A 2,613-nucleotide genomic window follows, 5' to 3' on the forward strand; every position below is an offset into this window, starting at 1 on the left:
AAAAATAGGACTAAAAACTGTCCGGAAATTTCTGAGGTTCCCGGCTAGAACCCCTTACTGCCTCACAAATAGCCTCTGCATCGTTACGATCATTTTTATTGGTTTTTACATAAGGCTTAACATATTGTGGACTCATCAATTGTACGGTGTGGCCCATTTTGGTAAATCTTCGAGCCCAATAATGGGCGCTTCCACAGGCTTCCATCCCTATTAAACTTGCGGGAACTTGTTGAACAACCTCTGCAAATTTTTCACGGCTAACGCGTTTACCAAATACTTTCTTTCCGAAATCGTTTGCCCCATGCAATTGAAATACATTTTTTTCAAGATCAATACCAAGGGTGGTCATGTTCATTATAATAAGCTCCTCTTTTTTAAATTCCTCAACAAGGCATTAGTATTGCCTCGATTAGAAGAGGAGTCCATTTCATTACACCAGGCTTGCCTCTAAATAAAATACAGTCTAGCGCAAAAGTTTAATTGACGGTGCCATATCTATTGATATTATTTATTTTTTAAATATATCATAACGGCGCAATAAAATTTATAAATATTGTTGCCTCGTACTTTTCCAGTTGTATTGATATGCATTTTGAGAGGATTTCCTCATTGATTTATTACGTATGGAGATAAGGATAATTATGAAGTCAAATGCTATTGCTGTAGCCGCTTTATGTTTAAGTAATGTTGTTTTTGCTGGCACAATGGGACCTGTTTGTAGTCCTGATAATGTGACTGTACCATGTCCAAAAAATGCATGGGATTTTGGTGCTCAAGCTCTTTATCTTAAAAGTTTGTCAAATAACAATTCCTGGTTAAGCACAATAAACACCGGTTCAGCAAGCGGTACCCGGATTTACCAACAATATCATAGAGATTTTGAGTGGGGATTCCGTTTAGAAGGCTCTTACTATTTCAATACAGGTAACGATATAAGAGTTAATTGGATATGGTGGAAAGATGGTCCTTCATCTCGCTATGATCTTACTGGCCTCTGGGCTCTTGATACCACTGCAACCCTTATCGCTACTGGAACAAGTGAAACAAAATTCAATGAGGTCAATGCTGAATTTGGTCAACATGTTGATTTTAGTAGAAATGCAGATATTCGATTCCATGCTGGTCTGCAATTTGCAAAAATTGAATTCAACAGCACAGATGTCTCAGGTCTTTCCGGCTCAGTTGTGTTCCCTGAAGAAAACTATATGTCAACTACTCATTCAATTCTCAAATATGAGGGTGTAGGTCCTCGCGTTGGCGCTGACATGACTTATAATTTCTCTAATTCAGGCTTTTCTATTTATGGTAATGTTGCTACCGCGTTACTTATTGGTACTTCTAAATACGCTGATGATAGTTTATATACTGCTACAACACGCCCTGTTTATTCCAAATTCGATGCTTTGGTTCCTGAAATTGAAACTAAATTAGGGGCCAAGTATGCTCTGGGATTAACTCAGGGAACTTTGATTCTGGATGCTGGTTACATGGTTATCAATTATTTTTCACCTCTTCATTCCAGTAATTTGGATTTAATTGTTGGCGATGAAACCAGAAACGACGTGAACTTCGGTCTGCGAGGTCCCTATTTTGGAGCTAAATGGATAGGTAGCCTTTAAATTAAGTATTATCATCAAAACATTAGAAATATTGGGTTGCCACTTTCCCATTCTCTAATGTTCGAAGCTTGGTAGCCCTGTAATTGATTTTACCGGGCATTGTTTTCTAAGAAAAAGCTATTTACCTTTTCTTGGTGGTATATTTCTTGATATATATCAAAGTCAGGTATATACTTTAATATATACCGATACAATGGAGTTTATCATGAGTCAATCAGCTAAAATATTTACAAATGGTCGTAGCCAAGCCGTGCGCTTACCAGCAGCTTACCGTTTTAACTGCACCGAGGTTTTTATAAGAAAAGATCCCAAAACGGGTGATGTGATTTTGTCCCGTAAACCAGGAGATTGGGATGACTTTTTTAATCTTTTAAAAACTGTGGAAATTCCTAAAGATTTTATGGTGTCGAGGGAAGATTCTTTACCACAAGAGAGGGATATTTTTAATGACTAATGAAATAAATCGTTATATGCTGGACACTAATATGGTTAGCCATTTTATCAAAGGAGACCATAATGTTCGTAACAAAGTTATTTCTGTTCCTATGTCCGATCTTGCAATTTCAGTTATAACCGAAGGTGAACTACTATTTCGATTGGCAAAAAGACCTGATGCAAAAAAGCTAAGCATCGTTGTGCATGAGTTTTTGATTCGCGTTGATGTGTTACCATGGGATAGTGCTGTTGCAGCTTGTTATGGAACACTTCGTGCTAACTTGCAAAGAAAGGGTAGAATATTGGGGAATCTTGATCTGCTGATCGCTGCTCATGCTCTATCTTTAGGAATAGTGCTCATCACAAATGATCGTGCTTTTTCCCAAATTGATGGCTTAAAAATAGAAGATTGGACTCAATAAAGAAACGTCTCTGCCATAATCCAAACATAAATAATAGGTTATTCATACGCTCTAGCGCTGCTGTGTTGGAGCCTGATTTATCAATATTGGGTTGATTTACAGAAACGGGGCAAATACGAGTTATAGTATTTTAAAGA

Annotated in this window: 4 protein-coding genes; 3 read left to right on the forward strand and 1 reads right to left on the reverse strand. The window is 37.4% G+C overall.

What is annotated here, in order from left to right:
• Positions 1-10: 10 nt before the first annotated feature.
• Positions 11-355: an IS110 family transposase gene (locus QM652_RS14470; protein WP_415077025.1), complete on the reverse strand. Its 345-nt coding sequence runs from the start codon at positions 353-355 to the stop codon at positions 11-13.
• 286 nt (positions 356-641) lie between these two features.
• Here QM652_RS14470 and QM652_RS14475 point away from each other — a divergent pair, with 286 nt between their 5' ends.
• The 3 genes from QM652_RS14475 to QM652_RS14485 all read left to right on the forward strand — a co-directional run bounded on the left by QM652_RS14475 (position 642) and on the right by QM652_RS14485 (position 2,476).
• Entirely contained in the window at positions 642-1,619 is a 978-nt protein-coding gene (locus tag QM652_RS14475) for an Lpg1974 family pore-forming outer membrane protein (protein ID WP_415077027.1), read from the forward strand.
• A gap of 205 nt (positions 1,620-1,824) precedes the next feature.
• Positions 1,825-2,073 (forward strand): antitoxin, encoded by a 249-nt coding sequence (locus QM652_RS14480; protein ID WP_415077028.1) that lies wholly within the window; start codon positions 1,825-1,827, stop codon positions 2,071-2,073.
• Positions 2,066-2,476 (forward strand): type II toxin-antitoxin system VapC family toxin, encoded by a 411-nt coding sequence (locus QM652_RS14485; RefSeq protein ID WP_415077030.1) that lies wholly within the window; start codon positions 2,066-2,068, stop codon positions 2,474-2,476. Before QM652_RS14480 ends, QM652_RS14485 begins: the two co-directional genes overlap by 8 nt.
• The last annotated feature ends 137 nt before the right edge of the window (positions 2,477-2,613 follow it).

This window comes from Legionella sp. (assembly GCF_047605385.1).
Lineage (GTDB): Bacteria > Pseudomonadota > Gammaproteobacteria > Legionellales > Legionellaceae > Legionella.